25 protein-coding genes are annotated in these 25047 nt (G+C 62.7%); 10 read left to right on the top strand and 15 right to left on the bottom strand.

What is annotated here, in order from left to right:
* Position 1 precedes the first annotated feature (1 nt).
* Positions 2–1543 carry an ABC transporter substrate-binding protein gene (locus KMZ29_RS19610; RefSeq protein ID WP_215620769.1) on the bottom strand — a complete coding sequence of 514 codons (1542 nt, stop codon included), beginning with the start codon at positions 1541–1543 and terminating at the stop codon, positions 2–4.
* Positions 1544–1687: 144 nt separating this feature from the next.
* Positions 1688–2893, bottom strand: coding sequence for a CaiB/BaiF CoA transferase family protein (locus KMZ29_RS19615; protein ID WP_215620770.1), 1206 nt, complete (start codon positions 2891–2893; stop codon positions 1688–1690).
* A 157-nt stretch (positions 2894–3050) separates the two neighbouring features.
* Here KMZ29_RS19615 and glgA point away from each other — a divergent pair, with 157 nt between their 5' ends.
* The gene (glgA, locus tag KMZ29_RS19620) at positions 3051–4508 is read left to right on the top strand and encodes a glycogen synthase GlgA (RefSeq protein WP_215620771.1); all 1458 of its coding nucleotides are present in this window, start codon (positions 3051–3053) and stop codon (positions 4506–4508) included.
* A gap of 37 nt (positions 4509–4545) precedes the next feature.
* On the opposite strand, the gene ccoS is transcribed toward glgA, so the two are convergent.
* The 10 genes from ccoS to KMZ29_RS19670 all read right to left on the bottom strand — a co-directional run bounded on the left by ccoS (position 4546) and on the right by KMZ29_RS19670 (position 13993).
* Positions 4546–4731 (bottom strand): cbb3-type cytochrome oxidase assembly protein CcoS, encoded by a 186-nt coding sequence (gene ccoS / locus KMZ29_RS19625; protein WP_215620772.1) that lies wholly within the window; start codon positions 4729–4731, stop codon positions 4546–4548.
* Positions 4731–6923 carry a cation-translocating P-type ATPase gene (locus tag KMZ29_RS19630; protein ID WP_215620773.1) on the bottom strand — a complete coding sequence of 731 codons (2193 nt, stop codon included), beginning with the start codon at positions 6921–6923 and terminating at the stop codon, positions 4731–4733. The genes ccoS and KMZ29_RS19630 overlap by 1 nt, the downstream gene beginning before the upstream one ends.
* A 13-nt stretch (positions 6924–6936) precedes the next feature.
* The gene (locus KMZ29_RS19635; protein ID WP_215620774.1) at positions 6937–7437 is read right to left on the bottom strand and encodes a FixH family protein; all 501 of its coding nucleotides are present in this window, start codon (positions 7435–7437) and stop codon (positions 6937–6939) included.
* 19 nt (positions 7438–7456) lie between these two features.
* Positions 7457–8920: a cytochrome c oxidase accessory protein CcoG gene (ccoG, locus tag KMZ29_RS19640; RefSeq protein WP_215620775.1), complete on the bottom strand. Its 1464-nt coding sequence runs from the start codon at positions 8918–8920 to the stop codon at positions 7457–7459.
* A 103-nt stretch (positions 8921–9023) separates the two neighbouring features.
* Positions 9024–9896, bottom strand: a complete 873-nt coding sequence (gene ccoP / locus KMZ29_RS19645) for a cytochrome-c oxidase, cbb3-type subunit III (RefSeq protein ID WP_215620776.1) — start codon at positions 9894–9896, stop codon at positions 9024–9026.
* Between the two features lie 3 nt (positions 9897–9899).
* Positions 9900–10064 carry a cbb3-type cytochrome c oxidase subunit 3 gene (locus KMZ29_RS19650; RefSeq protein ID WP_215602866.1) on the bottom strand — a complete coding sequence of 55 codons (165 nt, stop codon included), beginning with the start codon at positions 10062–10064 and terminating at the stop codon, positions 9900–9902.
* 13 nt (positions 10065–10077) lie between these two features.
* Positions 10078–10812, bottom strand: coding sequence for a cytochrome-c oxidase, cbb3-type subunit II (gene ccoO / locus KMZ29_RS19655; protein ID WP_215620777.1), 735 nt, complete (start codon positions 10810–10812; stop codon positions 10078–10080).
* A gap of 11 nt (positions 10813–10823) precedes the next feature.
* The gene (gene ccoN / locus KMZ29_RS19660; protein ID WP_369810141.1) at positions 10824–12443 is read right to left on the bottom strand and encodes a cytochrome-c oxidase, cbb3-type subunit I; all 1620 of its coding nucleotides are present in this window, start codon (positions 12441–12443) and stop codon (positions 10824–10826) included.
* Positions 12444–12693: 250 nt separating this feature from the next.
* Entirely contained in the window at positions 12694–13125 is a 432-nt protein-coding gene (locus tag KMZ29_RS19665) for a CBS domain-containing protein (protein ID WP_215620779.1), read from the bottom strand.
* Between the two features lie 40 nt (positions 13126–13165).
* A complete protein-coding gene (locus tag KMZ29_RS19670) occupies positions 13166–13993 on the bottom strand; it encodes a universal stress protein (RefSeq protein ID WP_215620780.1) in 828 nt (275 codons plus the stop codon).
* Between the two features lie 310 nt (positions 13994–14303).
* On the opposite strand from KMZ29_RS19670, the gene fixL reads away from it, so the two are divergent.
* The 4 genes from fixL to KMZ29_RS19690 all read left to right on the top strand — a co-directional run bounded on the left by fixL (position 14304) and on the right by KMZ29_RS19690 (position 17755).
* Positions 14304–15824, top strand: a complete 1521-nt coding sequence (fixL, locus tag KMZ29_RS19675; protein ID WP_215620781.1) for a sensor protein FixL — start codon at positions 14304–14306, stop codon at positions 15822–15824.
* A 2-nt stretch (positions 15825–15826) separates the two neighbouring features.
* Positions 15827–16444: a response regulator FixJ gene (gene fixJ, locus KMZ29_RS19680; RefSeq protein ID WP_215620782.1), complete on the top strand. Its 618-nt coding sequence runs from the start codon at positions 15827–15829 to the stop codon at positions 16442–16444.
* A gap of 112 nt (positions 16445–16556) precedes the next feature.
* Positions 16557–16961, top strand: a complete 405-nt coding sequence (locus KMZ29_RS19685) for a response regulator (RefSeq protein ID WP_215620783.1) — start codon at positions 16557–16559, stop codon at positions 16959–16961.
* 104 nt (positions 16962–17065) lie between these two features.
* Positions 17066–17755: a helix-turn-helix domain-containing protein gene (locus tag KMZ29_RS19690; RefSeq protein WP_215620784.1), complete on the top strand. Its 690-nt coding sequence runs from the start codon at positions 17066–17068 to the stop codon at positions 17753–17755.
* A 126-nt stretch (positions 17756–17881) separates the two neighbouring features.
* On the opposite strand, the gene KMZ29_RS19695 is transcribed toward KMZ29_RS19690, so the two are convergent.
* Both KMZ29_RS19695 and KMZ29_RS19700 read right to left on the bottom strand, forming a co-directional pair.
* Positions 17882–19828, bottom strand: coding sequence for an alkyl/aryl-sulfatase (locus KMZ29_RS19695; protein WP_215620785.1), 1947 nt, complete (start codon positions 19826–19828; stop codon positions 17882–17884).
* Positions 19829–19874: 46 nt separating this feature from the next.
* Positions 19875–21137 (bottom strand): acyl-CoA dehydrogenase family protein, encoded by a 1263-nt coding sequence (locus KMZ29_RS19700; RefSeq protein ID WP_215620786.1) that lies wholly within the window; start codon positions 21135–21137, stop codon positions 19875–19877.
* Between the two features lie 149 nt (positions 21138–21286).
* On the opposite strand from KMZ29_RS19700, the gene KMZ29_RS19705 reads away from it, so the two are divergent.
* From KMZ29_RS19705 to KMZ29_RS26895, 3 genes are all read left to right on the top strand, one after another.
* The gene (locus tag KMZ29_RS19705) at positions 21287–22057 is read left to right on the top strand and encodes an IclR family transcriptional regulator (protein WP_215620787.1); all 771 of its coding nucleotides are present in this window, start codon (positions 21287–21289) and stop codon (positions 22055–22057) included.
* 78 nt (positions 22058–22135) lie between these two features.
* The gene (locus KMZ29_RS26890; protein ID WP_215620788.1) at positions 22136–22747 is read left to right on the top strand and encodes a Bug family tripartite tricarboxylate transporter substrate binding protein; all 612 of its coding nucleotides are present in this window, start codon (positions 22136–22138) and stop codon (positions 22745–22747) included.
* Positions 22747–23124, top strand: coding sequence for a Bug family tripartite tricarboxylate transporter substrate binding protein (locus tag KMZ29_RS26895; RefSeq protein WP_215620789.1), 378 nt, complete (start codon positions 22747–22749; stop codon positions 23122–23124). The genes KMZ29_RS26890 and KMZ29_RS26895 overlap by 1 nt, the downstream gene beginning before the upstream one ends.
* Before the next feature lie 37 nt (positions 23125–23161).
* On the opposite strand, the gene KMZ29_RS19720 is transcribed toward KMZ29_RS26895, so the two are convergent.
* Complete coding sequence (locus KMZ29_RS19720) at positions 23162–24343, bottom strand: GGDEF domain-containing protein (RefSeq protein ID WP_215620790.1); 1182 nt, start codon at positions 24341–24343, stop codon at positions 23162–23164.
* A gap of 117 nt (positions 24344–24460) precedes the next feature.
* Here KMZ29_RS19720 and KMZ29_RS19725 point away from each other — a divergent pair, with 117 nt between their 5' ends.
* Complete coding sequence (locus KMZ29_RS19725) at positions 24461–24670, top strand: hypothetical protein (RefSeq protein ID WP_215620791.1); 210 nt, start codon at positions 24461–24463, stop codon at positions 24668–24670.
* A gap of 155 nt (positions 24671–24825) precedes the next feature.
* Positions 24826–25047, top strand: coding sequence for a hypothetical protein (locus KMZ29_RS19730; protein ID WP_215620792.1), 222 nt, complete (start codon positions 24826–24828; stop codon positions 25045–25047).

The following is a 25047-nucleotide window of genomic DNA, read 5'->3' on the forward strand; positions in this document are numbered from 1 at the left end:
GTTATTCCAGCCAGACGCGGGATACGTCGATCACTCCGCTGTACATCTTCGGCAGACCCTTAACCTTTGCGTTCGACATCGCGTAATAGGTGTTCTGGAAGGTCCAGAACCAGAGCGCCTGCTGGTTGATGTGCCGGCTGATCGCGCAGTAATCCTCGATCCGCTTGTCCTGATCGGCGGTGACCCGGGCATGCTCCAGCAGCTTGTCGAGCTCCGGATTCGAGTAGTTGGCCAGCGCGACCGGGCTGCCGGTGTGGAAATTGGCATACATCTGGACGTCGGGATCGGCGAGATCGACGATCCGCCACCCTATCACCTGGAACTGGCGCATGAAGGCGCGTGGAGGGAACGTGGCCTGGTCGACCTGTTCGATCTCCATATTGGCGCCGGCCTGCTTCCAGAACTGCTGCAAAACCTGACCGCCGGCACGTCCGCGCGGCGTCGCGGTGAAGAGCATCTTGAAATCGACCGGCTTGCCGTAGTCCTTGATCAACGCCTTGGCCTTTTCAAGATCGTAGGGCAGCGCGCCGTCATCCTTGCACTTCACCCATGAGCCGTCGCCATAGGGGTTGGAGGCCGGCCGGGCGAGGCCATTGGTGAGAGCCTGCGACATCTTTTTGCGATCAAGCGCCATCACCAGCGCCTGGCGCACGCGGACATCGTCTAACGGCGCGACCTTGGTGTTGAAAGCGGCGACCGCGGCGCCGGAGCCCGCATAGGTATGCACCTTCAGCTTCGGATCCTTTTCCGCCCGCTGAATATTGTCCGCGTCGTACTCATCATCCCAGACGATATCGGCCTCACCCGACTGCAGACTGGCGAAGCGCGACTGCGCATCCGGCAGCGGCTTCAGAATGATCCGGTCAAGATAGATACGGCCCTTGTCCCAGTAGTCCGGATTCTTTTCCAGCACCATGCGGTCGCCAGCGATCCATGACTTCGGGATATAGGGACCGGTACCGACGGGATTGCGGTTGTAGTCGGCGCCCTTGGTCTTCCACGCCGTCGGCGACTGGACCACGAAGTTCGCACCGGGAGGCGATACGATCGCGGGCAGATTTACCGACGGATCGTTCAGATTGAATACGACCGTCAGGTCGTCAGGCGCCTGCACATTGTTAATGAACGCGACGTAGAACGCGCATCGGCACTTGTTGGCCGGATCCTTCTGACGGTCGTAATTCTCCTTGACCGCCTGGGCATTGAAAGGCGTGCCGTCGTGAAACTTGACCCCGGGCCGCAGCTTGAACGTCCAGGTCTTGAAATCGTCCGAGTGCGTCCAGGACAGCGCGAGCTTCGGCTGCGCCACGCCCTTGTCGTCGAGATAGGTGAGCGTGTCGAAGATCGCCGCGGCCGCCGTTCCCGCGGCCGTATCAAACACGCCGACCTTCAGCGGATCGAAACCGGAAATATCGAGCTCGAGCCCCACAGTGATGCTGCCGCCCTGCTTCTGGGCGCTGGCGGGGCTTGCAGCCAAGGCAACGCCAAATGCCGCTACATGAAATATCTGCGCAAGCGTGCGCCCGCGGATTGCCGCTGTCATTGGTGCTCCCTCCAAGATGCCGAACGTCCGGTATTCCGGATCGTCGATGACTGTGCGGCAGATTGGCTGGAATCGCAGGCGGCGGCAAGTCCGCATCATGGGCGCCGGGTGAAAAGCCGCAGGTCCGGTCAGCGACGCGTTGCGTCAGCCCGGCGCGGTCATCCGCCGCTTCCCCGTGAAGGCCGCAATTTCGTCTTCCGACAGGCCGGTCTCGCGGAGATAGGCGACCGTGTGTTCGCCCAGGGTCGCCATCCGCTTCGCCGCCGCGACCTTGGCGCCGGACATGCGGAACGGCAGGTTGAGAACCTTGAACGTGCCGCCGGCATCCTGCACCTCGGCCAAAGCACCGCGATGCGCGATCTGCGGATCGCTCAGTGCTTCGTTCACCGTGCGGTAAGCCGAACTGGGAACGCCCTCGCCGTTGAGCGCGGCGAGGCATTTTTCGGTCGTCACCGACTGAGACCAGGCTTCGACGCCGTTCATCAGGTCCGCCCAGTTGTCGCGGCGATCGGCATAGACGGCGAAACGCGGATCGCTGACCCACTCCGGATGGCCGATCACCTTCATCAGGCTCTGAAAGGTCTTCTCGCTGGCGACGGCAACCATCACATAGCCATCCGCGGTGGCGATCGGCCCGAACATCGGACGCTGGGTCGGCTTCACCTCGAATTGCGACCACTGCAATTCATTGAGCGTCAGGCTCAACATCGATTCCAGCATCGAGACGTCGATGTGCTGGCCGTGCTGCGTGAGGTGGCGCTGATACAATGCCGCCGAAATGGCGCCGAAGGCATAGACGCCGGTGAGCACGTCGGCGTGATAGATCCCGCAATAATCCGGCCGGCTACGTCCGGGCTGATAAGCCAGGTGAGCCATGTCGTAACCCGAGGCGGCATGGATCACCGGCGCATAGGCCGGCAGTTCGGCCGATGGCCCGGTCTGGCCGTATCCGGAGATCGAACAATAGATCAGCTTCGGATTGAGCGCTTGCAGCGAGTCGTAATCCAGCTTCAGCCGCCGCATCACGCCGGGACGGAAGTTCTCGACGAGCACGTCGGTGTTCGCGACCAGCCGGCGGATGACCTCGATCCCTTCAGGCGACTTCAGATCGAGCACGAGGCTGTTCTTGCCGATATTGAGCTGGCCGAAGGCGGTGCTGCACATGTTGCGGACCGGCGGACGGGTGCGCATCGTCTCGCCCTCGGCGGTCTCGATCTTGATGACCTCTGCCCCCATGTCGGCCAGCATCCGCGTACAATGCGGGCCGGCAATGGTGGTCGAAAAATCGAGTACGCGCAGGCCCTGGAAGCTCTTTGTCAAATTACCCTCATCGTGCTCAGCTACTGTCATTCCAAATTCCTCCCGGGCGCTGCCCGGCGCGGCGAGACCCTAAATTGCGCCGCCCGGCCTGGGAAGCGTTTCTCCCGGCACCCACAATGCGAGCAGCTGCGGAAAAACTGGAACCGTTCTTGCATAGTCCAAGTTAGTGCTGGTACGAGGGCGTTTCTTGAGAGTCCTGTTCGCTACCACAGAGATGGATGACTTCGTCCGGGTTGGCGGGCTCGCGGCCGTTTCGGCGGCCCTGCCGCGGGCCTTGCGCTCCCTCAGCGACGTCAGGATCATCCTCCCCGGCTACCGGGACGTCGTCGAACAATTCCTGCACATCCAGATCGTCGGTCAATGCGCCGCGCTGGCGGACATGCCGGCCTGCTCGCTGGGCCTGACTTCGACCCGGGATGGGCTGCCGGTCTACGTCCTTCTCTGCCCGCAACTTTATGACCGCCCCGGCAATCCCTATGGCGATATTTCGGGCCGGGACTGGCCGGACAACGACGTGCGGTTCGGGCGGCTTGCCTCCGCCGCTGCACAACTGGCGGCAGGCACGCTGGACAAGAATTGGGCAGCCGACCTGGTTCACGCCAATGACTGGCAGGCCGCGCTCGTACCGGCCTATCTCGCCTGGAACGCGGTCAAGATCCCTACCATTCTGACCATCCACAATCTGGCCTATCAGGGCCTGTTCCCGAAGGAGTCGTTGCGCCGGATCGGCGCTCCCGCAGACTCTTTCCATATCGATGGTCTCGAATTCTACGACAAGCTCTCCTTCCTCAAGGGCGGTCTCGTCTACGCGTCCCATCTGACGACGGTAAGCGAGACCTATGCGAAGGAGATCACCACTTCGGAACTCGGCTGCGGGCTCGAGGGCCTGCTTCGCCGGCGTTCAGAGGCTGCGCAATTGACGGGGATCTTGAACGGCATCGACGAAAGCTGGGATCCCAGGGTTTGCGCGCAACTGGCGCAGCCGTTTGGCGCCGGCGATTGGGACGGCAAGCAGGCGAATGCCGATTACGTCCGCCAGCAGTTCGGCCTGGCGCTGTCGCGCGGTCCGATCTTCGGCCTGGTCGCCCGCCTCGTGCACCAGAAGGGCGTCGATCTCGTGCTGGCGGCGGCGGACGAGATCATCGAGGCCGGCGGCCAGATCATCGTCACCGGCAGCGGCGAGCCCGATATCGAGCAGGCGCTGGTCGATGCGCATCGCCGCCGGCCGGATGCGATCGGCGTCGCCATCGGTTTCAACGACGGACAGGCCCGGCGGATTTTCGCCGGCAGCGATTTCACCCTGATGCCTTCGCGGTTCGAACCCTGCGGCCTGAGCCAGATGTATGCACAGCGGTTCGGATCGCTGCCGATCGGCCACCAGACCGGCGGCCTCGCCGAAACCATCAGGGACGGCGAGACCGGATTTCTGTTCGACCGGCCCTCGACAGAATCCTTTCTCGGCGGCATCAGGCGCGCGTTCGCGGCCTTCATGGCGAAGGACCGCCTCGATGCGATGCGCCGCAGCGCGATGTCGCGGTCGTTCAGCTGGGATATCTCGGCCGCCTGCTACGACGCGCTGTACCGGAAGGCATTGTCGCCTCAGCCGTCATTCCGCGCCGCTGCTGGCAGGAATGGAACGGCATGACGGTCGCGGAGACCAAGTAGCGGCTGGGCAACCGGCTTCAGGCCTTCGAAGGCTTCGCCTCGGCCGGCGGTAGCTCCCGCGCCGGCTCGTCGTCCGCGATGGCGCGCCAGGCCGCGCCATCGAGATCGTCATATTGTCCGCTCTTCAGCGACCAGAGAAAGGCGAGCAACCCGACCAGCCCAAGCGCCAGTGCCAGCGGCACCAGAATCACGAGCACTTCCATCATGACCTCCCGTTCGCGACGCTGCGCGCACGGAGTGCGTTCAGCATGACCAGGATCGAGGAGCCGGACATCGCCGCCGCCGCAATCAGCGGCGTCACCACCCCGCTGATGGCAATCGGCACCGCCAGGAAATTGTAGCCGACCGCGAGCCAGAGGTTCTGCCGCATCAACAGCAGCGCCTTGCGCGAGAAATCGATAGCCGCGACCACCGGGGCCAGCGGTTTGCCTAGGAAAACCAGATCGGCGGTGGCTTGGCTCAGATGCGCGGCACTGATCGGCGACATCGAGACATGGGCGGCTGCCAGCGCCGGCGCATCGTTCAGCCCGTCGCCGACCATCATCACCCTGGAGCCCTGCCCCTTCAGTTCTTCGATGCGTGCGATCTTGTCGCCAGGCGTCACGCCCGCCCGCCAGTCGCTGACGCCGAGCGCGCGCGCCGCCGCCCGAACCGCGGGCTCGCGGTCGCCCGAAACGATCTCGACCTTGACGTTGCGCTTCTGCAGCGCGGAGATCACGGCTTGCGCATCGGGGCGCAGGCCCTGCCGGACGCAGAACACGTATTTTGCATCGCCGTTGCTGAACGCCACGGCAGAGGCTTCCGGATCGAGGCGCAGGCTGTCCTCCGCCAGCTGCTCGGCGCCGCAGAACGAGGGCCGTCCGAGCCTGAGCTCCTTGCCGTTGAGCAGTGCGCGCACGCCCTGACCGGATTCCTCGGCTGCGCCGGCAAGCGGCGCTTTCGCCTCCGAGGCCCGCGCCACTGCTGCTGCGACCGGATGGTGGCTGGCCAGCGCAAGCTGGCCAGCCACCCTGAACACATCGTCAGGAATGCCTGATGCGTTGACGACTTCGAGATCGGGCAGCGTCAGCGTTCCCGTCTTGTCGAAGATGACATGGTCGACATCGGCGAGCCGTTCGATGGAATCGCCGGAATTGAGCAGCACGCCGGCCCGGAACATGGCGCCGGACGCCACCGTCTGCACCGTCGGGATGGCAAGACCAAGCGCACAGGGACAGGTGATGATGAGAACCGCGACCCCGGTGACGATGGCGTCATGCCAGCTCGCGCCCGCCAGAACCCAGCCGAGGATCGTCAGCAGCGCGGTGGCATGCACCACCGGCGCGTAAAGCCGCGACGCCCGGTCGGCGAGGCGCACATAGCGCGAGCGGGCCTGCAGCGCGTTGTCGAGCAGCCGGGTGATCTCCGCCAGCAGCGTGCCTTCCGACGCAGCGGACACGCGAACCCGCAAGGTTCCTGTCATGTTGAGGGAACCCGCATAGACCGCGGTGCCCTGCTCCGCAGCGACGTGGCGGGTCTCTCCGGTAATCAGGCTCTGGTCGATTTCGGACCGGCCCTCGATGACCGTGCCGTCGACCGCGCAGCGCTCGCCCGGGCGCAGCAGCACGATGTCGCCGGGATCGATCGCCGCCACCGGCACGACGGTGATCTCGTCGGCGCCGACGAACTTGGTCGCGGTCTCGGCCTTCAGCGCGGCGAGGTTTCCCGCCACCGCCCGGGTCCGCCGCCGCATGCTCTGATCGAGATAGCGCCCCACCAGCAGGAAGGTCAGCAGCATGATCGCCGCATCGAAATAGGCATGCTCGGCGTGGTTTGCCGTCTCCACCAGCGACATGCCGAGCGCGAGGATAACGCCGATCGAGATCGGCACGTCCATATTGACGTTGCCCGTGCGCAGCGCGCTCCATGCCGATTTGAAGAAGGGCTGGCCGGCATAGGCCGCGGCCGGCAGCGCGATCAGCGCCGACAGCCAATGGAAGAAATCGCGCTGTTCGGGGATCATGTCGCTGACATTGCCGGACCATACCGGTATCGACAACATCATCACGTTCATGGTTGCGAACGCCGCGACGCCGAGGCAGCGCAGCAGGAAGCGCGACTGTTCGGCTTCGGCCGCTTCCGCGCCTGCGGTTTCGAACGGATAGGCCTTGTATCCGAGTTCGGCGAGCCGGTCGATGAAGCGGGCGGGATCGAGCGCGCCCTGCTTCCACTCCAGCGCCACGCGGCGGTCGGTCAGATTGACGCGCGCCAGCGTGACATCGGGTATCGCCGAAAGCCCGCGTTCGATCTTCGACATGCATCCGGCACAGCTGACGCCTTCCACAGCCAAGTCGATATGTGAGAGACCCGAACCGGCGTCCTTCACATAATGCGAAAAATCCCGCGTCGCCTGCATGATGCGGTCTCCTTCAATTCAGCAATACGCGATTCTTCGACAGGAACATCCGCCGTCCCGCAGCGTCGCCTTCGAGCACCAGATCCCATTGGCCGGGCGCAATCGTCGCCGCGTTGCCGCGATAGATGCCGATCCCGGTTTCGGCGAGTTCCACCGGCTGATCGGCGCGGCGGTCGGTCGGCCGCTCGAAGCGCCCCAGGAATTTCAACCCGGTCATCGGCCGGCCATTGTTGTCCCGCGCCTCCACCAGCAGCGTCGCGCCACCGTTCGGACCGCGCTGGATCCGGGCGTCGACCTTCCAGTTGCGCGCGTTCTGGTCGTGGGCGGCAGCGATCTCCTTCTCGTAGGCGAGGCTCGCACTGTAGGCGCTGTCGACCTCGGTGCCGGGCAGCGTCTGGATCGCGAGCCGCATCATGACCATATTGGCACCGATCACGACGCCGAAGAATGCAAGGAGCATGACGAGCACCTTGCCTCCAGTCAGCGGCTTCGGCGAAACGGGCGGTCTGCTCATGGAAAACTTCCTTGCCATCTTACGGAGAGACGAAATTATCGGTCGCCGACGTCACCTCGCCGAGCCCGATATCGGTGACCCGGAACCACACTGGAATCGACTTCTCGGGGTTGTTCTCGGCGGGCGCGGTCACCAGCAGCCGCAGTTCGGTGGTCTGATCCCGTCCGAGGATGATCATGGGCCGGTCCGGGGTCACGGAATCGGCGCCGACGACATGGACGGTGGCATTGGTCGGGCCGTCGATATCGATCGCGATCACCCGGTCGAAGCCCCGCTTGTTCAGCAGCCGAACGGTATAGGCGTTGCGGATCGATCCGTCGCTCAGTTTGATCGCGACCGGATTGCGGTCGTGCAATACGTTGATGTCGAGCAGCGACCGCGTCAGCATGGCATACAGCATGATCGCACCGACCGTAGTGATCAGGGCGCTGTAGACGACGGTGCGCGGCCGGACGAAGCGATAGATCGGCGACTTGCCGGCCTGACGCCGGTGGATGTTGATGTCGTTGTCGTATCCGATCAGACGGGTTTCCCTGCCGATCTTTTTCATCACGGTATCGCAGGCATCGATGCACAGGCCGCACTGGATGCACTCGAGCTGCGCGCCGTCGCGGATATCGATACCGGTGGGGCAGACGGCGACGCATTGATAGCAATCGATGCAGTCGCCGACCTGCTGGCCGAGCGCCCGCAATTCCTTTGCCTTCTTCAGTGAGGTGCGCTTTTCGCCCCGGTCGTATTTGTAAGTAACGTTCAGCGCCCATTCGTCGGTCAGCGCGGCCTGGATCCGCGGCCACGGGCACATGTAGACGCAGACCTGTTCGCGCATGAAACCGGCGAGCACATAGGTCGTCGCCGTCAGGATCGCGATCCAGATATAGGCCAGCATCGGCGCCTGGAAGAAGAAAAGCTGCTTCACCAGCGTCGGCGCGTCGTTGAAATAGAGAACCCAGGCGCCGCCGGTCCACCAGGCGATCACCAGCCAGATCGCGTGTTTCAGCCCGATCTCGGCGAAACGCTGCAGCTTCACGGCGCCGCCCGCGGCGTCCTTGCGCATGCGCTCGCGCCGGTCACCCTCGATCATGCGTTCGACGGCGTAGAACAGGTCGGTCCACACCGTTTGCGGGCAGAGATAGCCGCACCAGATACGGCCGCCGAGCGAATTCATCAGGAACAGCGTCAGCGCGGCGACGATCAGCAGCCCGGTAAAATAGTAGACCTCCTGCGGCCACAGCTCGATGAAGAAGAAATAGAAGCGGCTGTTGGGGAGATCGATCAGCACCGCCTGGTCTGGCGCGCCGAGGCCGCGGTTCCATCGCACGAACGGCAGCAGGTAATAGACCCCGAGGCAGAACGCCATCAGGCCCCATTTGATGCGGCGGAAGGTGCCGGAGACCTTTTGCGGGTAGACCTTCTTCCGCGCCGCATAGAGCGGCGCGTCTTGCTCGTACTGCAACTCGGTCGGTGGAACAGGCTTGTTCATCGCAGGGACTTATCTCGCATTGTCGATTGAAGCTAGACTCAACTCCGCGTGCGGAGTTGATCCAGCTCAAACGATATCCAGGATTTCCCAGCCGAATCCTGGCTTATTGGCCCCCGCCGAGCGAGTGGACGTACACCGCCAGGGCCTTGATCGTGGAGGGGTCGAGACGCCCCACCCATGCGGGCATGACGCCGGCACGGCCGTTGCTGATGGTTTCGACCAAGGTGGCCTCGTCGGACCCATAGAGCCAGATCTTGTCGGTGAGATTCGGCGCACCGAGTTCCTGGTTGCCCTTGCCGGCGTCGCCGTGACAGGCGACACAGTTGTCGGCGAAGATCTTGGCGCCCGCCTTGGCGTCATATCCCTTGCCGGTGGACAGCCCGGACAGAGCGCGGACATAGTTGGCGACGGTGACGATCTCTTCCTTTTTCAGGACGCCGTCCTTGCCAAAGGCAAGCATGGCGCCTTCGTGAGCTTTGGCGTGCCCGGAGCGCGCCCCGTACTGGATCGTCTCCAGGATCTTGTCGAGCGAGCCGCCCCAGATCCATTCGTCGTCGTTCAGGTTGGGATAGCCCTTGGCGCCGGCGCCGCCGCTGCCGTGGCACGGCGCGCAATTGTCGCCGAACACCGTCTTGCCGCGGGCGCGGGCGAGCGCGAGCAACGCCGGATCCTTCTCGATTTCGACCAGCGACGCCGCCCCGAGCTTCACCATCTTGTCGCCGCGGATCTTTTCCAGGTTGGCGAGTTCGACGGCGACATCGGCCCGGGACGAGTACCCGAACAGACCCGTGGTGTGGCTCGCCAGCAGCGGCCACGCCGGATAGACGATCCAGTATCCGATCGACCAGATGATCGTGAGATAGAAGGTTATGACCCACCAGCGCGGCAGCGGGGTGTTTAGTTCCTTGATGCCGTCCCACTGATGACCCGTGGTCGCGGTACCGGTGACTTGGTCGATTTCGTTGTGCTCAGCCATGTTCTATTCCTCCCGCAACGGCATTCTCGCCGCCTCGTCGAAAGTTGCCTTGTTGCGGGGCCAGAGTGCGTAAGTCACGATTGCGAGAAATATCCCGACGAACATCGGCGTCCAGAAGGTCGTGACGAAATCCGAGGTGATATTCTGGACCGTTAGGATTGCTTTCATCGTTTGAGCCTTCTCAGCGAAGATTTGCTTTTTCGTTGTAAAGCTTGAAGTCGACCAGGGTGCCGAGCATCTGCAGGTAGGCGACCAGCGCGTCCATCTCGGTCGGAGCACCGCCCTTGCCGTCGAAGTTTCGCGCGACGGCCTTCGGATAGCGTTTGGTGAACGCTTCCACCCCGGCATTGTCGGGATCGGCCTGCGCCTTCATATCGGCGGCGGCGTTGGCAACCTGGTCATCCGAATAAGGCACGCCGACGATGCGGTTGGTCCGCAGATGGTCCGCAATACCGGTGGCGTCGACTTCGGTCGCGGCCAGATAGGGATATCCGGGCATCACCGACTGCGGCACGATGGCGCGCGGATTGACCAGATGCGTCACATGCCATTCGTCGGAATATTTTGCGCCGACCCGGGCCAGATCGGGGCCGGTTCGCTTCGATCCCCACTGGAACGGATGGTCGTACATGCTCTCGGCCGCCAGCGAGAAGTGACCGTAACGCTCGACCTCGTCGCGTAGCGGGCGGACCATCTGCGAGTGGCAGAGATAGCAGCCCTCGCGGAGGTAGATGTTGCGCCCCGCGAGCTCCAGCGGAGTATACGGCCTGACGCCATCGACCACCTCGATCGTGCTCTTCAGATAGAAGAGCGGGGTAATCTCGACCAGGCCGCCGACCGCGATCATGGCCAGGATGCCTCCGATCAAGATGATCGAGTTCTTTTCGAAAATTTGATGCCGCGTCCAGAAAGACATTTATTCGCTCCTCATTCCGCCGGCTGCAGAGCGACGGGCGACTGCACTTCCGCCTCGCCGGCGCGCACCGTCATCCAGAGATTGTACGCCATGATCAGTGACCCGATCAGGAACAGTGCTCCTCCGGCGGCGCGGATGATGTAGAATGGATGCATCGCTTCCACGGTCTCGATGAAGGAGTATTCGAGGAAGCCCAGCGACGTGTAGGCACGCCACATCAGACCCTGCAAGATCCCGGACACCCACATCGCGGAGATGTAGAGGACGATTCCGATGGTCGCGACCCAGAAGTGCCAGTTCACGAGCTTGAGACTGTAGAGCTTGCGATCCCACAACCAGGGAACCAGGCAGTAGAGCGCGCCGAACGAGACAAACCCAACCCAGCCCAGCGCACCTGAATGGACGTGACCGATGGTCCAATCAGTGTAGTGGCTGAGCGAGTTCACGACCTTGATCGACATCATCGGGCCTTCGAAGGTCGACATGCCGTAGAAGGCGACCGACACCACGAGCATGCGCAGCACGGGATCGGTGCGAAGCTTGTCCCAGGCGCCCGACAGCGTCATCAGACCGTTGATCATGCCGCCCCAGGAGGGCATCCAGAGCATGATCGAGAAGGTCATGCCGAGGGTCTGGGCCCAGTCCGGCAGCGCGGTGTAATGCAGATGATGTGGGCCGGCCCAGATGTAGAGGAAGATCAGCGCCCAGAAGTGGATGATCGACAACCGGTAGGAATAGATCGGCCGCTCGGCGCGCTTCGGAACGAAGTAGTACATAATGGCGAGGAAGCCGGCAGTCAGGAAGAACCCGACGGCGTTGTGGCCGTACCACCACTGGAACATCGCGTCCTGAACGCCGCCCCAGAGGATGTATGATTTCGATCCGAACACCGACACCGGCAGCGGCGGATTGTTGCCGAGGTGGAGCACGGCGATCGTCACGATGAACGCCAGGTAGAACCAGTTGGCGACGAAGATATGCGGTTCCTTGCGCTTGATCAGCGTCACCAGGAACACAAGCAAATACACGACCCAGACGATGGTCAGCCACAGGTCGGCATACCATTCCGGCTCCGCGTACTCCTTGCCCTGCGTGACGCCGAGCAGATAGCCGGTCCCGGCGATCAGGATGAAGAAATTGTAGCCGAGCACCACGAACCACGGCGCGATGTAGCCGGCGAGCCGCACGCGTGAACTCTTCTGCACCACGTAGAAGGAAGTCGCAAGCAGGACGTTGCCGCCGAATGCAAAGATCACCGCTGAGGTATGCAGCGGCCGCAACCGGCCGAAGCTCGTCCATGGCAGATCAAAATTGAGCGCCGGCCACGCCAGCTGGGAGGCGATCAGCAACCCGACGGTGAAACCGGCAATGCCCCAGAACATCGCCATGAACGAGGCGAACTTGATCGGGCCCAGGTTGTAGTTGGGCCGGCCGTTGATTTCCTGCGGCGGCAACTGCGCCGGGCGATCGAAGTACCGGTTCAGAATCGCAAAGACCGCCGCGAGACTGGCAGCGGCACCGAGCGAGGCATGGAATGCGAAGGGAGCATCGAGGGCTTTAGCTGCGCCTATCATGCACAGAAAGGCGGTCGCTGCGAACACGACCGTCAAGCCACTTTCACCAATGGTCATCTTCTTCAAACTAGCGGCTTGGCTCATGTGGAATCTCTTCTTGAGGACACGAATCTAACAACCACAATAGCGCCGGGGACGATTTGATCGAGATCAATTTCGTTAAGTTTGGTGATCTTCATAGAGTCCAGCGACGCGCGGCAGTCGCCTTTCGTCTAACTATCAAGGACCTTGCGAGCGCCCTCGCCTCATCAATAGGCAAGGGTCGTGAGCTGTGGACGCGGTGTTTTCGGATTGAGCGTCCGCTCACTCAAGCGCTGTCGCCGGAGCAGGCCTCGAGCGCCCTGAGAATATCCTCGCGGGAAATTATGCCAGCCAATCGATGGCCGCTGTCGATCGCGGGGACGCTCCTGAAGCGATGCTCGACCATCAGCTGCAGCACCCGCGTCAGTTTGGTGTCGGAGCGCACGTAGATGAACTCCGACGTCATGATGTCGGCGACGGTTCGCTTCATCAGATCGTCGTAGCGCGGCACCATCTGGTTTGGCGTGAACGCAAAGCACTTCAGGAAATCGAACTTGGTGACAAGGCCGATGATCTGCCCGTCCTCCTCGACCGGATAGGCATTGAAATCGTCGCGCTCGAACAGGTCACCTAGCCCACGCACCGTGAGGTCGCGCGTCACCGTCTTGACTTCGCGCGTCATGTGACCGGCGACGGTTTCCTCGAGAAATGTGTACAAGGCGCGATCCTGTCGGTTCTGGCCGTTGCGCTATCGCCATCTAGTGCGACAGCAACACGCAACGGGTGGTCTGGGTAATGAGATGCTGCGTCATGCCGCCGAGAATCAATTCGCGGAATCGCGAATGGCCGTAGGCGCCCGCGACAATGACGCCGGCGCCGACATCGGCAGCTATTTTGTCGAGCTGATCGGTGGCGGCGCCGTGCTTCTCCGGCACTAGTTCGGTGGCGGTGACACCGTGGCGCTCCAGCCATGCCACGACATCGCGAACCCGCAGGACGGCGGCCGGACGGCTGTCGCCCGCTTCCACGATCTCCGCGACGGTGACGTACTTGGCCTTGCGCAGCAACGGCAGCGAATCGGCGATCGCTCGCCGTGCCTCGGTGGTGTCCTTCCACGCCACCAGCACGCTGCGCAAATCGAGCCAGTTGGCGGTGTCGGGGACCACCAGCAGCGGGCGGCCCGCCTGCATCACCAGATCCTTCGGGCTGGCCATCGCAAATGGATCGGAAAGCGCATCGCTGTGCCCGCCGCTGACGATGAGGTCGGCGCAACGCGCCTGCTGCAGGATGAAACGCGCCGGAAAGTCGATGGCGCTGCGCCATTCGACAAATATGGCCCGATTCTTGACCGACCCGCGGAATTGCGCTTCCAGCTCCGATAGGCGCTTTTTCAGCGCCGCCTGACCCTGGTCGATCAGATTCTGGGCCTGCTCTCCCGAGGTGAAATAGAGCGGTGGGCTGAACTGTGACGCCGCAATCCCGACAATCCCTGCGTCAAATTTCTCAGCGATCTGGCCGGCAGCTTCGAGACGAGCCTCGTTGGGCTGGTCAAGCGCCAGATTGACCATGATGGTCGCATAGGTCATTCAATTTCTCCATTCTATTGATAATTTTAGGCCCTGAATCGGGGGCCAGGATGAGATAGATCAAACTGCCTCCAACCGCAGTGAATTTCGCGTGGCGGCGAGCCCGGCCGTCTTCCGGAAGAGGCTCCGGGCAGGCCTTGCGTCTGTATCGCCATCAGGCGAAATTGTCGGCTCGGCACCGCAGTTTTGCAGCCGTCGACCGCCCTCACGGGCGTCAATCTCGTATAGGATCGCCGAACCCGAATCTTGCCGGTTCAGGCTGGCGGGAGACCGGATAGTGAAAGTGAAGGCTTGACGTGAAGGCTTGGACGTGACCGGCACAACTCAATCGTCGCCAGACCACTCCGCCGGAAATGAACATTTCAGGCTCAAAATCGAGGGATTCGGGGTCGGAACCTGGGATCTTGAGCTCGCGACCCGAGATTTGGACTGGTCCGATACCACGCGAAGCTTGTTCGGCATTGCCCGCGGCACGCCGGTTACCTACCAGCTGTTCCTTTCGCTGCTCCAGCCGAAAGACCGCGAGCGCACCGAACTGGCAATAAAGAAGGTTGTCGAGACCGGCGGCAATCTGGACGTCTCCTTCAAGATCGTCGGAACGGCCGGACGCGGCCACTGGCTTCGCATCCGCGGCGGCCTGACCAGGGACGCGGCCGGGGTCGCGCGTCATCTCAGCGGACTGGTTCTCGATCTCGACGAAGAAAAGCAGCTCGAAGAGGCGCTGAAGACGCGAGAAAGCCACCTCCGCTCGATCCTCGATACGGTCCCGGACGCCATGATCGTGATCGACGGACTTGGCATCATCCAGTTCTTCTCCGCCGCGGCCGAGCGCCAGTTCGGCTATTCCGAGCAGGAGGCCGTTGGCCAAAATGTCAGCTTGCTGATGCCTCACCCGGACAGCGCGCGTCACGACAGCTATCTCGCGCGCTACCGGTCGACAGGCGAGCGACACATCGTCGGCATCGGGCGGATCGTGACGGGCAAACGCAAGGACGGCACGACTTTTCCGATGCACCTGTCGATCGGCGAAATGCAGTCCGGCGGCGAACCCTACTTCACCGGTTTCGTGCGCGACCTTACCGAACATCAGCAAACCCAGGCACGGCTGCAGGAATTGCAGTCCGAACTGGTCCATGTCTCGCGGCTGACCGCGATGGGAGAAATGGCCTCCGCGCTCGCCCATGAGCTCAATCAGCCTCTGGCCGCCATCAGCAACTACATGAAGGGCTCGCGCAGGCTGCTCGCCGGCAGTTCCGATCCAAATGCGCCGAAGATCGAAACGGCCATGGACCGCGCCGCGGAGCAGGCGCTTCGCGCCGGCCAGATCATACGCCGTCTGCGCGACTTCGTTTCGCGAGGGGAATCCGAGAAGCGGGTCGAAAGCCTGTCGAAACTGATCGAAGAGGCCGGCGCGCTCGGCCTGGCGGGCGCACGCGAACAGAGCGTCCAGCTTCGCTTCAATCTCGATCCGGAGTGCGATCAGGTGCTGGCGGATCGGGTGCAGATTCAGCAGGTGCTCGTGAATCTGTTTCGCAACGCGCTGGAGGCGATGGCGCAATCGCCGCGACGGGAACTGACCGTAACCAACGCCAAGGTGGCGGACGACATGGTCGAAGTCGAAGTGTCCGATACCGGGTCCGGATTCCACGATGACGTCAAGCCCAACCTGTTCCAGACATTCTTTACGACAAAGGAGACCGGGATGGGGGTGGGACTCTCCATCAGCCGCTCGATCATCGAAGCCCATGGCGGCCGGATGTTGGCCGAAAGCAACGCTGCCGGGGGCGCAACGTTCCGCTTCACGCTGCCCGTAGCGCCAAACGAGAGCTGAATATGCCGAACAAGGGAAAAGTTTATGTCATCGACGACGACGAGGCGATGCGGGATTCGCTGAACTTCCTGCTCGATTCGGCCGGCTTCAGCGTCACGCTGTTCGAAACCGCCCGGAATTTTCTCGATATGCTGCCGGGCCTCGAGTTTGGATGCGTGGTCTCCGACGTGCGCATGCCGGGCATCGACGGCATCGAACTTCTCAAGCGCTTGAAGGCGACCCACAGCACGTTTCCGATTCTGATCATGACCGGGCATGGCGATGTCCCGCTGGCGGTCGAGGCGATGAAACTGGGAGCGGTCGACTTTCTCGAGAAGCCGTTCGAGGACGACCGCCTGGTCGGCATGATCGAGGCAGCCATCCGCCAGGCAGAACCGGCGGCCAAGGGCGAGGCGGTCACTCACGACATTGCGGCGCGCGTCGCGACGCTCAGCCCGCGCGAGCGTCAGGTCATGGAAGGCCTCATCGCGGGCCTTTCCAACAAGCTGATCGCCCGCGACTACGACATCAGTCCCCGCACCATCGAGGTCTACCGGGCCAACGTGATGACCAAGATGCAGGCCAATAGCCTCTCGGAGTTGGTGCGGCTGGCGATGCGGGCCGGTCTGCTCAAGGACTGAACAAAATCCGGCGTACCGGCTATTGAGCTAAATCAAGCCATATTGCCTGGAATGGGTGTTAGCTTATCCAATGCATCAATCAGATTTGCACTCGGGGGGCGGGGATTCCAGGATGTCACCCGCAAAACCTACGGTCTATGTGGTCGACGACGACGCCGATGTCCTCGGCTCGCTGCGCTTTCTTCTTGAAACGGACGGCTTCAACGTTCGCACTTTCAGAAACGGCGCGGCGCTGCTGAATGCTGTCCGTTCGACCGGAGTGGACTGCTTTGTAATCGACTACAAGATGCCCGATATCAACGGCATCGATCTGGCCAGGCGCCTGCGCAACCGCGACATGATGGCGCCGATCATCCTCATTACCGGCTACCCGGACGAGAACATCTCGGCCAGGGCTGCGGCCGCCGGCGTGCGCGATGTGCTGCTGAAGCCCCTGCTCGATGAGAGCCTGGTGACGCGGATTCGAGGGGCGATTCGGGACGGCGGCCCCACCGCCGGCCCCGGAACCGGGCTGTGACCTACGGGAATATACGTAGGTAGACCCCCTTAAGATATCGCACGAAATTTTCAGGCTCGATCATTCCCCTTAGCAATTGGCCATCCGCCGCAAGGAGATGACCAATGCTCACCCAGTCCGTCACCACTTCCGCAGTCGCCAGCCGAGTAAGCCCGCTCCCCTACCCTGCTCTCGACCAGTTTGGCGCGGTCACCGGACATGCCGGCTTGATCGCCACCGAATTCAGCTACAAGAAGGATGAGGAAATCTACGGTGAAGATGAACCTGCGGAATACGTCTACCAAGTGATTTCCGGCGCGGTTCGCAGCTACAAGCTGCTTTCCGACGGACGCCGTCAGATCGGCGCGTTCCATCTGCCGGGTGACGTTTTCGGGCTCGAATCGGGAGCGTCCCATCGGCTCGCCGCAGAAGCCATTATCGATACCACCGTGCGGCTGGTGAAGCGCCGGAGCCTGGAACAGGCTGCAGGCGTTGACGTCAAGGTCGCGCGCAACCTCTGGACCATGACCGCCGGCGACCTGCGCCACGCCGAAGACCATATGCTGCTGCTGGGACGCAAGACCGCGATGGAACGGGTCGCTACCTTCCTCTTGGAAATGGACCGCCGGCTGGCCGTCGCAGGCATGATGGCGCTGCCGATGTGCCGCCGCGACATCGGCGATTACCTTGGCCTGACGCTGGAAACCGTCTCGCGCGCGCTTTCGCAGCTCCACGCCCAAGGCGTGCTCGGATTTTCCGGCGCCCGCCAGATCGTGCTGCGCAACCGCCAGCGCCTACACAATATGGACGCCTGAGCATCTCTCCTCCTCCTCCAAAAAGACATGCCCAGAGACAATATCTCTGGGCATGTTTGTTTCAGTTTCCCCTCGGACGCGCGCGCCGAGGATTTATTGACGCGCCCGTGCGTTTCGGCTTGCAGCCTAGCTCACCGGCGTCCGCTTCGGTTCGACGATCTCGAACATCCGCGGGAATTCGTCCATCAGCCCCATCAGTTCCGCCAGCCGCATCGGATTGCCGCTGACCTTGATCTTGCCGGCAGCCACTGCTTCCGGGAACGACGTGAGCTTGGCAATCACCTCGTCGAGCACGCCGCGAGGCAGCGTGAAGCCGGCGTCCGCGGTCGCCGCCTGCGCCCCCGCAACGTAGGTCAGCGCACTGTTCTCCAGGGTGAGAACGAAAGTCTCGCCGGTATCGGTGAAGTTCCAGTTGAGCACGATGTGCTTGCCTTCGGCCTTGGGGCCGTTGAGCCGGACGCCCAGCACGTCCCACAATTGCTCTGACCGCAAGGCTGCCAGCGTTTCGCGCGGCATCGGCATGCGCGGCGGCACCTTCGGCATGCCCTGCCGCAGCTCCTGCGCCCCGAACAGATAGGCGTTGCGCCAGGTCGCGCTCTCCGCGGCATAGCCGAGTTGCTCGAAGGTATCGGCGAGCAACGCGCGGGCCGATTGATTGTCGGGGTTCGCAAACACCAGATGGCTCAGCGCCTGCGCGACGAAGCGAAATTCGCCCTTGGCAAAGTCCTTGGCCGCGCGCGCCAGGATCGCGTCGGCACCGCCCATGTATTCGACATATTTCCTGCCGGCCTCGACCGGCGGCAGCGGATCGAGGTTGACCGGATTGGCGTCATACCAGCCGAGATATTTCTGGTAGATCGCCTTCACATTGTGCCGGATGTGGCCGTAATACCCCCGCGCATGCCAGGCGCCGTCGAGACTCGCCGGCAGCTTGATGGTCTCGGCGATTTCGGTGGCGGTGAGGCCATGGTTCATCAGGCGGATGGTCTGGTCATGCGCGAATTTATAGAGGTCGCGCTGCTGCCGGATCATGGTGTCGATGCGCTCCCGGCCCCAGACCGGCCAATGGTGCTGGCCGCACATCGCATCCGCCTTGCCGCCCCACATCTGCAAGGCCTCGCCAAGATATTTCGACCAGGCGAGAGCGTCGCGCACGTCGGCGCCGCGGAACGGCAGCAGATTGTGGAAATTGTGCGTGCAGTTCTCGGCCAGGTTCAGGAGCTTGTAGCGCGGAATAAAGAAATGCATTTCCGCCGGCGCCTCGGAGTTCGGCGCCATCTGGAATTCGAATTCGACCCCGTCGATGGTGCGCTTGCCGCCGGTCGCCATGATCAGATCCGAGGGGCGCAACAGCGCGACCGAGCCTGCCGCCATCGACTTGCCGAGGCCGCAATCGATCTGCCCGCGCGAACCCTTGGCCAGAAGCGGCCCGAACTGATACTGCGCCCGCCGCAGCATCGCCGGGCCGGCGATGATGTTTTCCGAAACCGCATGCTCCATGAACAGATTCGGCGCGATGATCGGGACGCTGCCGCTCGCCAGCACGTCTTCTGCAAGTACGCCGCGCGCGCCGCCCCAATGGTCGGTATGGGTGTGGGTGAAGATGACGGCCACCACCGGCCGCAGGCCGCGGTGCTTGAAATAGAGCTCCATCGCGGCCCGCGCGCCTTCGATCGAGGTCAGGGTATCCACCACGATCACGCCGCTGTCGCCTTCGATCAGGGTCATGTTGGCGATGTCGAGGCCGCGCACCTGATAGACGCCGGGCACCACCTCGAACAATCCATGGTGCATGTTGAGGCGCGACTGCCGCCACAGGCTCGGATCGACCGTCGGGGGACTTTGCTCGCTGGAGAGGAAAGCATAGGGCTCGAGGCTCCAGACCACCCTGCCCTGCGCCGAAGCGATCCGCGCGTTCTCCACCGTACCGAGAAAGCCGCGGGCAGCTTCGTCGAAATCGCGCGTATCCGAAAACGGCAGCGCCTTCAGCGTCGCCGCATGCTGCGCCACGACCGGCGCCGAGGCTTCCTTCGGTGTTTCCTTGGGTGTTTCGATGGTGGCCGTCTGGGTCATGTTATTGTCCTCCCTCTCGCGTGGCGAAAATCAGAGTTGGATTTCTCTATGATGGATGCGCCGCGAGATAGGGCGAGTCCGCGATCGACCAGGACGGCATCGCTTCCATCCGAAAAATCTGCCGCAGGTGCACTTCGTCCGGCCCGTCACCGATCCGAAGCAGCCGTCCCCAGGCCAGCGCCTGGTGGATCGGCGCATCGTCGGATCCGCCCATCGCGCCGAACACCTGCAGGGCGCGGTCGGCGATCCGCTGCAGCATCGCGGGGACCGCTACCTTGATCAGCGAGACGTCGCGCCAATTCTTGGTTGAAGAACTTGCGCCGTGATGGCCGGCCAGGTCGAGCCGCCACGCGCAACGATAGGCCAGCAGCCGCGCCTGCTCGAGTTCGACGCGGGATTCGGCGATCCAGCGCTGCACGGTGTCGTACTGAATGACGGTGCGTCCGAACGCGGAGCGCTCGGCCGAGCGCACCATCATCAACTCGATCAGCAGTTCGCACAGCCCGATCGAGCGCATGCAATGATGAATTCGCGCCGGCCCAAGGCGGATCTGCGCCACCTTGAAGCCATCGCCTTCGGCACCGAGCAGGTTCGCCGCGGAAACACGGACATTGTCGAAGGCGAGTTCGCCGATCGGGGCGGTGTGATCCTCGCAGCCCATCCAGCGCAGCCGCCGCACCAGGCGGACGCCGGGCGCATCCATCGGCACGATGATGCAGGAATGGCGGCGGGTGCGGTCGGCGTCGGAATTGGTCACCCCCATCACGATCAGGAAGCTGCAGCGCGGATGCGCAGCACCGGTGATGAACCATTTGCGGCCGTTGATGATGTAGTCGTCGCCGTCGCGCACCATGCGCGTGGCGATATTGGTCGCGTCCGAAGAGGCCACATCGGGCTCGGTCATGCCGAAGGCGGAGCGGGTCCCCGCCTCCAGCAGCGGCCGCAGCCAGCGCGCCTTCTGTTCCGGCGTCGCGCAGTTCTGCAGCGCAATCATGTTGGGCACGTCGGGCGCCTGACAGTTGAAGACCTCGGAGGCCCAGAACAGCCGTCCCATGATCTCGGCGAGCGGCGCATATTCGAGATTTGAAAGCCGTGTTCCCGGCTCATCGGGCGCGAGTTCGGGCAGGCCGAGATTCCACAATCCCGCCGCGCGCGCCTTCTGCTGCAGCTCCGCCATGAACGGTGGAGTTTCGCGGCCGCCGGCGGTGTGTTCGAGCCAGCTGCGATGGCGCGGCAGCACCTCGGAATCGAAGAACGCGGAAAGCCGTTTCCGCCACTGCTCCGACCGCTCGGACAGATCGAAATCCATGCTGCCTCCCAGGTGGGAGCATCTAAACGAATATCAAAACGAATTGCAAATTTGTTTCTATATATTGACAGTATGGCAACTTCTGTCAAATATTCCGCATGACATCGACGTCGTCCTTGAGCCGATCCGCTGCTGCCCGGCCGAAAGCCGTGGCAGATCAAAACGATCCGTCGTTTGCGACAACGCTGGCGCACGGGCTCGACGTGCTCGCGGCCTTCCGCAACAGCACCGGCTCACTGTCGAACGCGGATCTCGCAGCGCGCACGGGCCTGTCGCGACCGACCGTATCGCGGCTGACTCACACGCTGGCGCAGCTCGGCTATCTCAAGCGCGACGCCAAGGGGCGCTTCGAACCCGGCCTCGGAATCCTGGCCGCTGCCTACCCCGTGCTTTCAGCGCTCAAGATCCGGCAACTGGCGCGCCCGCTGATGCGCGATTTTGCGGCCTACGCCGGCGGCACGGTTTCGATCGCGATGCCGTTCGGCCTCGACTTCATCTATGTCGAGACGCTGCGCACCACCGATGCCGTGCCGCATGTTCCCGATGTCGGCTTTACCGGAACGATGGCGACCACCGCGGTCGGCCGCGCGCTGCTGTCGCTGTACGCCAAGGATGAATTGCAGGCCTATTTGCAAACCGTGAAGGCGGAGCGCCCGGAGGAGTTGGAGTACGTCGAGAGGCGGACGCTGCCTGACATCGAATTGTGCAAGGAACGGGGTTTCGCGGTTTCGCTCGGCGAATGGCGGCGGGAAATCTTCGGCGTCGCCGCGCCGCTCTACCGCACCCCTTCCGGCGACTGTCTTTCCGTGAATTGCGGCATTCCCTCGTTTCGTTTCAGCGCCGAGCAGATCGAGCGCGAATGCGGGCCGCGCATCCTCGGCCTCGCCCGCAGCATAAGGTCGCTTGTCACCAACGTTTGAGGAAACGCCGCATCGGTCCAGAGCGCGAGACAATCGCGCCACAACGGCCGGAATGAAATGAAACGATGGGAGGGGAGAATGAGAGGAATCCGGGCCTTCGGCCTTGCCGCTGGCGTAGCCATCATCCTGCTGGGCGCTGGCGCGCAGGCGCAGAGCAATTATCCGAACCGGCCAATCCACATCGTGGTGCCCTACCCCGCCGGCGGCATCGTGGACATCGTCGCCCGCACCGTGACCGAGCAGGTCGGTCGCGACCCGAAGCAGGCGATCGTCGTGGAGGCAAGGCCCGGCGGCAACAGCAACATCGGCACCGCGTCGGTCGCACGCAGCGAGCCTGACGGCTACACTTGGCTGGTCACGGGACCGGCGGTGCTGATCAATCCCACTCTATACAAGGATGCCGGATACAAGGATGCCGGCTGGGACGCGATGCTGGGCTTCAAATGCGTCGGTCTCGCGATCTGGAATCAGAGCGTGGCTGTCGTCAACTCATCGCTGCCGGTCAAGACGCTCGGCGAGTTCGTGGAACTGGCGCGAAGCAAACCCGGCCATTACAATTTCGGCAATCCCGGCACCGGCTCGTCGATCGACCTGACCGCACAAAAACTGTTCCAGACCGCCGGCATCAAGCCGACCAATGTCGGCTACAAGGGCCAGCCGCCGGCGCTGATCGATCTCTCACCAACCTGATGCATTTCGAGATCGTCTCATTGGCGCTCGCGCTGCCGCAGATCAGGCAAGGCACCATCAAACCGCTCGCGGTGTTCACGGAGAAACGCATCGCCGTCTTGCCCGATGTGCCGACGATCGCCGAGGCAGGCTACCCCGGGGCACACTACGTCTCCTGGTATGGGATCTATGTGCCTTCGGCGACGCCGGACGCGCTCGCCGAGCAGATCAATCGGGCCATCAACAAGGCGCTGCTCAATCCCGACGTTCAGCGCCAGCTCGCGGTCGCCGACATCCCGGGCAAGCCGATGTCGCTGAAGGAACTGGCTACCCTGATGAAGGCCGACCACGACAAGCTGACATCCGTCGTCAAGGCCTCCGGCATGACGCCGCAATGAGACGATGTCACGATGTCATCGCAACGCGCGGGCCGTCTCAGGCGGCAAGCTCGCGATTGACGGACTTGGCCGATCCAGCCTTTGCCCTGACCTCGGCAAGCAGCTTGTCGGCAAAGACATAGCCGCCGCGGTTTTCCTTGGCCTGGTAAAGCGCCGCGTCGGAACTCACCAGCAATGCCTCGACCGACTGGCCGTCGTCGGGCGACAGCGCCACGCCGATGCTGGCGCCGATCACGATTTCATGGCCGCCGACACGATATGGCGCGCAAACCGATTCGAAGATTCGCCGCGCCATCGCTTCCGCACCCCCGCGGCTGGGAACATATTTCTGCACCAGGATGAATTCGTCACCGCCCATGCGAACGATCAGATCGCCCGGCTGGGCGATCGACTTCAGCCGTTCCGCCACCTGCTTGAGCAAGGCATCGCCGACGGGATGGCCGAACCGGTCGTTGGCGGCCTTGAAGTGATCGAGATCGATGGCGTGGACTGCTACGCCTGTCTCGCGCCCGGCAACTATTTCGACCAGGTCCGTGTCCAGCACGGACCGGTTGAAAACGCCGGTCATCGGATCGAGCCGCGCGAGCTGTTCGAATTGCTGCTTCAGCGTGATCTGGCTGATGGTGGATTTATAGCTTAGCCGGACCATTTCCAGGCTGCATCCCAGATAGATCGCCAGCAGGACTCCAAGTCCGAAGTGACGAAGATCCGGCACCGTCAAGGTCACGATGATGACGGGCAGACCGGTCGCGAGCAGATCGGCGATGGCGACAGCCGGACGAAGCGACAACCGCGCGACGACGCCGGCGCCAAATCCGAAGGCGACGCCGATCGCCATCACCGAACAAATGGCATCATCGAGCATGAGGCCGCGCGCGGCGGCGAGCCCAACGATCAGCGCCGTGACGACGCTTCCGCCCGCATAGCGCCACTCCCACTTGACGGCTTCGGCCCGATCAATTGAAGGCGCTTCGCCGATGCGCCGCCGGTAGGCGAGGACGTCATAGGTGCGTATGGCAGCAACCATCACGCTAACGGCCGCCAGTGCCGCGGCAACGATGTCTCCGGTCTCCCGCGCGGTGATCATCCCGACAATGGCCTGTGCCACGCCCGCGAACACGATCGGGACCAGCGTGCCATAGAGCGTGGCGATGATCTCCGAATACACCGCATCCGGAACAGGGCCGGCCCGACGACCAAATTTGATGGCGGAAAACATGTAGCCCCCAATCCTGGAGCCGCACGCTAAGGCAAAGCCGTAAAGCTACGGCCTCACAGATCGATCAAATTTTAGCGAAACCGACAATTACGACAATTACTAAATGAGCGTTTATGAATGAGCGTTTACCACATGAGCGGACCGTTGTTGCGGGCGATCTCAACGCCTGATGAGCCACTGCGGCGCAGTAGCGACATTCGCTTGTCGAATTTCGACGATGACCCCGTCGCCGCCGCGACCGCGAACCCGCAGCCCCGCGGAAGGATCAGCGATGGCGTAACAATGGACACCCAGGATGAGGTCGCGAGTTGGCTCTGGGTGATCTGACTCCTTAGACAATTTATTGTGACCGCCGCGTTGCCGCCTATTTGAATTCACAACGATTCTAAACAGCGGCTTGATCGAAATCCGGACTCAATGTCGTCGCATCCCGTTCATGGTGTCTCTGTACGACACGCGGAATAATCTTCTTTGAGGCGATCATGAACGCGGAACTCGACTACGACCTGACGCTGGATCAATGGGAAGCGCTGAAAGCGATTCGCCTGCCTGCGGCGGAACGCCAAATTGTAAACCGGCGGGTCGTCGAGAGCCTCATCGCGCTGCAGCTTGCGGCCATCAGCGGCGATTGCCCGGTCATCACGCCCAAAGGCCGCAGCGTGCTGCTGCGAGGTTCACCGCGGCTTTGGGACGTGGCGGCCTGA

Origin of the sequence: Bradyrhizobium sediminis, from assembly GCF_018736085.1 — a bacterium.
GTDB lineage: Bacteria > Pseudomonadota > Alphaproteobacteria > Rhizobiales > Xanthobacteraceae > Bradyrhizobium > Bradyrhizobium sediminis.